This window comes from Rhodospirillaceae bacterium (genome assembly GCA_016712715.1).
Lineage (GTDB): Bacteria > Pseudomonadota > Alphaproteobacteria > Dongiales > Dongiaceae > Dongia.
This window is the reverse complement of sequence record JADJQM010000010.1, coordinates 1-5,503: the sequence shown is the minus strand read 5'-3', so window position 1 is coordinate 5,503 and position 5,503 is coordinate 1. Positions and strand designations below refer to the sequence as shown.

At 61.2% G+C, this 5,503-nt stretch carries 6 protein-coding genes and 2 pseudogenes; 6 read left to right on the top strand and 2 right to left on the bottom strand.

Annotation, left to right across the window (positions count from 1 at the left end; all coding sequences use genetic code 11):
* Positions 1-154 precede the first annotated feature (154 nt).
* Positions 155-496 (bottom strand): LysR family transcriptional regulator, encoded by a 342-nt coding sequence (locus IPK59_23200; protein MBK8161523.1) that lies wholly within the window; start codon positions 494-496, stop codon positions 155-157.
* A gap of 183 nt (positions 497-679) precedes the next feature.
* Between IPK59_23200 and IPK59_23195 the strand changes: the two are divergent.
* The 5 genes and pseudogenes from IPK59_23195 (at position 680) to IPK59_23175 (ending at position 3,268) form a co-directional block, all read left to right on the top strand.
* Positions 680-1,382, top strand: a pseudogene (locus tag IPK59_23195) (isochorismatase family protein).
* Positions 1,383-2,224: 842 nt separating this feature from the next.
* Positions 2,225-2,530 carry a hypothetical protein gene (locus tag IPK59_23190; GenBank protein ID MBK8161522.1) on the top strand — a complete coding sequence of 102 codons (306 nt, stop codon included), beginning with the start codon at positions 2,225-2,227 and terminating at the stop codon, positions 2,528-2,530.
* 20 nt (positions 2,531-2,550) lie between these two features.
* Positions 2,551-2,760 carry a hypothetical protein gene (locus IPK59_23185; GenBank protein ID MBK8161521.1) on the top strand — a complete coding sequence of 70 codons (210 nt, stop codon included), beginning with the start codon at positions 2,551-2,553 and terminating at the stop codon, positions 2,758-2,760.
* A 115-nt stretch (positions 2,761-2,875) separates the two neighbouring features.
* Entirely contained in the window at positions 2,876-3,073 is a 198-nt protein-coding gene (locus IPK59_23180) for a hypothetical protein (protein ID MBK8161520.1), read from the top strand.
* A 54-nt stretch (positions 3,074-3,127) separates the two neighbouring features.
* Complete coding sequence (locus IPK59_23175) at positions 3,128-3,268, top strand: ABC transporter permease subunit (protein MBK8161519.1); 141 nt, start codon at positions 3,128-3,130, stop codon at positions 3,266-3,268.
* A gap of 497 nt (positions 3,269-3,765) precedes the next feature.
* Here the strand turns inward: IPK59_23175 and IPK59_23170 are convergent, their stop codons facing one another.
* Positions 3,766-4,074: a hypothetical protein gene (locus IPK59_23170; GenBank protein ID MBK8161518.1), complete on the bottom strand. Its 309-nt coding sequence runs from the start codon at positions 4,072-4,074 to the stop codon at positions 3,766-3,768.
* A 196-nt stretch (positions 4,075-4,270) separates the two neighbouring features.
* On the opposite strand from IPK59_23170, the pseudogene IPK59_23165 reads away from it, so the two are divergent.
* A pseudogene (locus IPK59_23165) lies at positions 4,271-5,197 on the top strand (ABC transporter ATP-binding protein).
* Positions 5,198-5,503 lie beyond the last annotated feature (306 nt).

Below are 5,503 nucleotides of genomic sequence, written 5' to 3'. Positions count from 1 at the left end.
CAACCGGGTTGTCTCGAAGGTCTCGGTTTCCCAGGGGCCCGATCATCAACCCGACATCAATATCCACCGCGAGAGCGCCCCTCGCTTCTGGGCATGGCTTTCATATGGGTCAGCTGAAAGCGAACGGTGGGCCGGATCGCCTGGAATCGGGCGATCAGAGGTGGCAGTAGATGCGCGGCGGCGAATGACATGTAACCGATGCGAATGAGGCCGGGAGCGTCCTTCCGCGCCCATGCGGGCCTGATCGACCGAGCGATGCAAGCCACGCAGCAGATTTGGTATTTTCCTCGAGAAGACCTTGCCAGGCTTCGGTCAAGCGGACTTCGCGAGTCGAGCGGGCGAAGACGGCAAAGCCCAGCCGGTGTTCGAGATCGCGGATCCGGCGCGAGAGCGCGGAATGATCAATTCCCAGCCGATCTGCCGCGCGCCGAAAGTTCAGTTCCTCCGCTACGACGGAAAAGGAACGGATGGCTTCGATTTCGGGAAGATAGCGCATGGCAACCTCATTTCCAATTGGTGCAATTCATGCACCAATTGGAGACAAACCGTCAATTCACCTTCGTCGGTCGTTGAGCGAACCTCCTTCCAACGATCGGGCCCTGCCTTTCACCGCCCGGCCGCCTCACAAGAAGCCGCTGCACCCAAGGAGATGAAGTCATGGCGACAAATGCAGAGCTCAATGCCAAACTCGAAAGTGTTCTCAACGAGATCTTCGAGGCCTCGAATGATCTACAAGGATCGCGGCTTCCAGCGCCGCATCGGCTTCGGCAAAGCGCCCGGCGCTGATCAGCGTCGATCTGGCGAATGCTTGGACGCGCCCCGGCAATCCCTTCCTACTGCGGGGATGCAATGGACACGGAAATCATCCCGGCATGCAGCGCCTGCTCAAGGCGTTCCGCCGCCGGCCACCCGATCGTCCAAGTGACGACGGCCTATCAGAATACGGATCGCAATGACCCGGCGACCGACATGGGGATGTAGCACTACAAGATTCCGGTCGATGCCGTGAACCTTCGGATGAGGGAAATCTGGGCCATCGACAGCCGCATTGCGCCATTCGAGGGGAATATGTGTTGCTCGAGAAGCGCGCTTCCGCCTTCTCGGGCACGCCGCTCGCCGGCTACCTCCGTTCGGCCGGTGTCGACACCATTCTGGTCACCGGCGTCACCGCGACGGCATGCGTCCGCCCACTATTTGCGACGGCCTGGCGGAAGGCTTCGAACGATCGCCGTCAAAGAATGCATCGGCGATCGTGTGCCGGAGTGCCGGCCTGGAACCTCTATGACATCGATGCGAAGTTCGCCGATGTCGAGACCGTGGATACCTCCGCCAAATACCTCGCCAGCGTCGGCCGCAACGCCAAGTCCGTGGCGGCCGAATAACAAACCAGACCCTTCGCAGCCGATCAACGAACAGGAGCTTCTCATGACACGTGTTCTGGACAGGACCATTCCCACCGGCGGCAATGGTTCGCGGGGGGCGGCTAGCGCCCTCGCCCTCCCCTCGCTCGGGGGCGGGGCGCAGGCCCAGAGCGGGCAGATTGTCGTTTCCAACTGGGGCGGTGACTGGAATGACCGGACCAACCGGCTAATGGAAAGCCGCTGGTCGAGGCGAAAGGGATTTGGATCGTCCATGATCTTGGCCTCGAGCCGGGCGGGAAATCGAACCTGCTAGCGGAGCGCAAACTGCCGCGCGGCACTGTCGATATTGTCATCTCAACGATTCAGATGCCTTCGAGATGGACGGCCACGGGGTTATCGAAGCGCTCGATTTTGCGAAATCCCGAATGGCAAGGATATCGTCCGGCGCTGAAGAAGCCGTATTTCATCCCCTGGCTCTCTCCGGTGTGGTGATCATCTACAACAGGACAAGATCAAAGAACCGCCAAAGGCCTACAAGGATCTATAGGACCCGGAATTCGCCGGGCGGATCGGGCTCTCGAAACCAGCTCTATTTCAATTCCATGCGATGATCGGCTCACTGATTGAGGCTGGCAATCTCACCAGCGTTGAAAAGGGCCGCGAACGGCTGGCAGAGTTGCGGGCAAAATCCAATCCCCGCATCTACGCAACACACCAGCAGATGCAGGCAGCGCTGGCCTCAGGTGAGGTCGATATCGTTCTCAATTACAAGGCCCGAGGCCTGCAATGGACCAAGGACGGGCTGCCCCTCGGCATCGCCTATCCGCAGGAGGGAGCCGTCGCCATTACCTTCCGGCGCTGTTATGCCGAAGAAGGCGCCGAACAAGGAGGCGGCCTACGCCTATCTCAACGCCATGCTCGACGCCAAGGCCATGGCCGATCTTGCGGCGGCCAGCTTCTATGCGCCGGCGAACGGGGTCGCCCTGCTCGATGCCGACCTCAAGAGCCGCATCGACTTCTCGGAAGCCGAGCGCACCAGACTGAAATTTCCCGATTACGGCTATGTTGCCAAAAACACGGCGGAATGGCAGGATGGTGGAACAAGAATGTTGCGCGAAACTGAGCCCCTCACGGCGCGCCCACTTCGGGGCGTGCCGCTCCACCCCTGACATCCTGCGGGAGAGCATCGATGGCGATGGCAAGCGTAGCCCCTTCCCTTGGCGAGGCGACGAAGATGCCCGACTGGAAACCACCCATCCTGCGCTCACCCGCGGCGGCGCGCTTGGCGCCCGGCGTGATCTTCGTCACGCTCCTGTTGCTCGGTCCGCTCGCCATCCTCTTCCGTTATTCCTTCAACCGCTTCGTCCCCGGCGAACTGATGGTCAACATTGACGCTTGAGAATTACATCAAGTTTTTCGCCGATCCCTACTATCAGGATGTTCTCTGAGACCTTACGCATCTCGGCGCTGTCATCGGCATTTGCCTGATCCTGGGCTTCCCGGTCGCCTATTTCATGATGCGCCTCGCGTCATCACGGCTCAAGGCGATGATGATCGTCGCGCTGGTGCTGCCGTTGATGATGAGGCAATGCCGTCCGGACCGCGCAGCATGGATGGTGATCCTCGGGGAACGCGGCCTTGCGGCCAGCATCGTTTCCTTGTTCGGCTTCAATGGCCGTCTCGATATCATGTATACCGAAAAGCGGTGGTGATCGGTTTGGTCTCGGTTCTGCTGCCCTTCATGATCCTAACGCTTCCGGAGCGTTCTGGAAGGCATTGATCGCTCGCTTGAGGACGCCGCCGGAAGCCTTGGTGCAGACCATGTCCGCATCCTCTGGCGGGTCCTCCTGCCGCTGGCGCTGCCGGGCATTCTGGCTGGTGTGCTGCTGTGCTTCCCTTGTCGATGAACGCCTACGCCACCCCGGTGCTGATCGGCGGGCCGGGAGTTTCATCACGATGGCCCCGGAGTGTGTATCAGCAGGTCCAGCGCGATGAACTGGCCCGCTGGCGCGCGCTCGCCTTCATTCTGATGATCACGACCCTTGTGCTGACCGTGGGGCGCCACCGCGCTCGCTCAACGTCATTACCGCCGCTGGGCCGATTGGGAGGCGACCGATGAACGCAACAGCGCCTGCAACCTTCTATCGCGTCCGGGTTCATCGTCATGCCGCTGGCGGTGATTGTCTGGGTGTCCTTCTTTTCCAACAAGATCCTCTCGTTCCCGCCGGCGGGTTACACCCTCGACTGGTATACAAGAGCATGGGAACGCCCGGAATTTCGCGAGGGGCTTTTTCTCAGCCTCCAGACCGCCCTTTTTGCGTCTCTTTCCAGCCTTGCGATCGGCGTTCCGGCCAGCCTCGCGTTGACGCGATCAAATTCGCTGCCGGGACATCGTCACGAATATCTACTTTCGCCGATGGTGGTGCCGGGGATCGTGGGCGGCGCGGCGATGTATATCTTCTACATTGAATTTGAGGTCGCAACGGAGGTGCAGGTTGCCGGCACCTTGCCGGGCTTTCGCGGCGCATCTGCTGGTCGCCCTGCCTGGACCATCCGCCTCGTGACCGCTTCGCTCATCGGTATCGACCATTCGATCTCCGAAGCCGCCGCCAGCCTTGCGCGGGCCGGTGACGATCTTCTTCAGGGTTGTCCTGCCGGTCATCAAGCCGGCACTGATCGCCTCGGCGCTGTTCGCCTTCGTTGCCTCTTTCATCGATCTCGAAAATCGCTGTTTCTTGTCGGTCCGGACGCACGACGCTCCAGATTGCGATTGTCTCCTATCTGGAATGGAATCTCGATTGACGATTGCCGCGGTCGCGACCGGTGCAGATCGCGATCATCGCGGTCCTCCTGCTCATTACCAACCGCCACTACCAGCTCCCAACCCGCGCATTCTGAAGGACGCGCGCATGTCGGAAACGCTCTCGGACGTCTGCAAGCACTACGGCGAGGTCGTTGCGGTGCAATCCACCAGCCTTCGGATCGGTGGAAGGGACGTGACCATTCTCGGTCCTCCGGTTGCGCAAGACCATCACGCGCTCCGGATGATTGGCGGTTTTGTCGATGTCACGGCGGGTCGCATCCTCGTCAGCGGGACCGATGTAACCCGCCTGCCCCGCGAAACGCAATATGGGCTTCGTTTGCGAACTACGCGCTCTTCCTCACATGACTGTCGCGGAAAATGTCGCGTTCGGGCTCGAGGATGCGCAAGATCAGCGAGGCCGGATCGCCGACCGGGTCAAGACAGCGCTGAGCCGCGTTCGCCTCGCTCATCTGGCGGACCGGCTGCCCAAGCAACTCTCCGGCGGCCAGCAGCAGCGCGTGGCTCTGGCGCGCGCGCTGGTGATCGAGCCGACCGTCCTGCTGCTCGATGAGCCGCTCTCCAACCTTGATGCCAAGCTTCGGCAGGAGATGAAAACCGAGATCCGGCTGCTCCAGAAATCGCTGGCCCTGACAACGATCTTCGTCACCCATGATCAGGATGAGGCGCTCTCCGTCTCGGATCGCCTCGTCGTGATGAGCGCCGGAAAGTCGAGCAGATCGGCACACCGCGCGACGTTTTCGAGCATCCAGCCTCAGCCTTTGCTGCGTGGACTTCATGGGGGTTCACCAATCTTGTTCCCGTCAGGTGGAGGCCACGGGCGCGGGCAGCTCCGGAACGGTATGGCCATCGCCATCGACAAGGAATCCCGATCCGGGGTGAAGGTCTGCTGGCTCTTCGGGCAGAGCATATGAGCCTTTCATCAAAACCGGTAAGCAGCGATGTCAACACCACGGAGGCCATCGAGGCGCTGACGTACTGGGGCTCCTCGTGGTTATCATGCCTGTCTGGATGACGAGACCCGCCTTCAGGTGCGTGGCGAGGCGCAATCTCCCCTTCGCGCCGGGGCAGCGCACGGCTTCGTCGCCTGGCGGCCGGATGCGGGAACGCTGTCGCCGCCGGTCAAGCCTGAAGCGGTGCATCGCGCCCGGCATTGGCGCAATCGACGATCATGCCGTCGCGCGCCATTCCGAAACCTGACATCGCCGTGCCCGCCTGCGGGGTTGGCTTTGTACTGGCGCGTCATTTCACGCTGACGGCCTTTGCGAATTTCATCGATACCTCCTGCGCCTTGCCGCGGATGAAGGGGATCGCTCGCGTC

What these genes read in the sequence shown, in the direction of transcription:
- IPK59_23200 (MBK8161523.1), bottom strand. Translation starts at nt 496, where the DNA reads ATGCGCTATCTTCCCGAAATCGAAGCCATCCGTTCCTTTTCCGTCGTA.
- IPK59_23190 (MBK8161522.1), top strand. Translation starts at nt 2,225, where the DNA reads ATGCCGAAGAAGGCGCCGAACAAGGAGGCGGCCTACGCCTATCTCAAC.
- IPK59_23185 (MBK8161521.1), top strand. Translation starts at nt 2,551, where the DNA reads ATGGCGATGGCAAGCGTAGCCCCTTCCCTTGGCGAGGCGACGAAGATG.
- IPK59_23180 (MBK8161520.1), top strand. Translation starts at nt 2,876, where the DNA reads ATGATGCGCCTCGCGTCATCACGGCTCAAGGCGATGATGATCGTCGCG.
- IPK59_23170 (MBK8161518.1), bottom strand. Translation starts at nt 4,074, where the DNA reads ATGAAAGAGGCAACGAAGGCGAACAGCGCCGAGGCGATCAGTGCCGGC.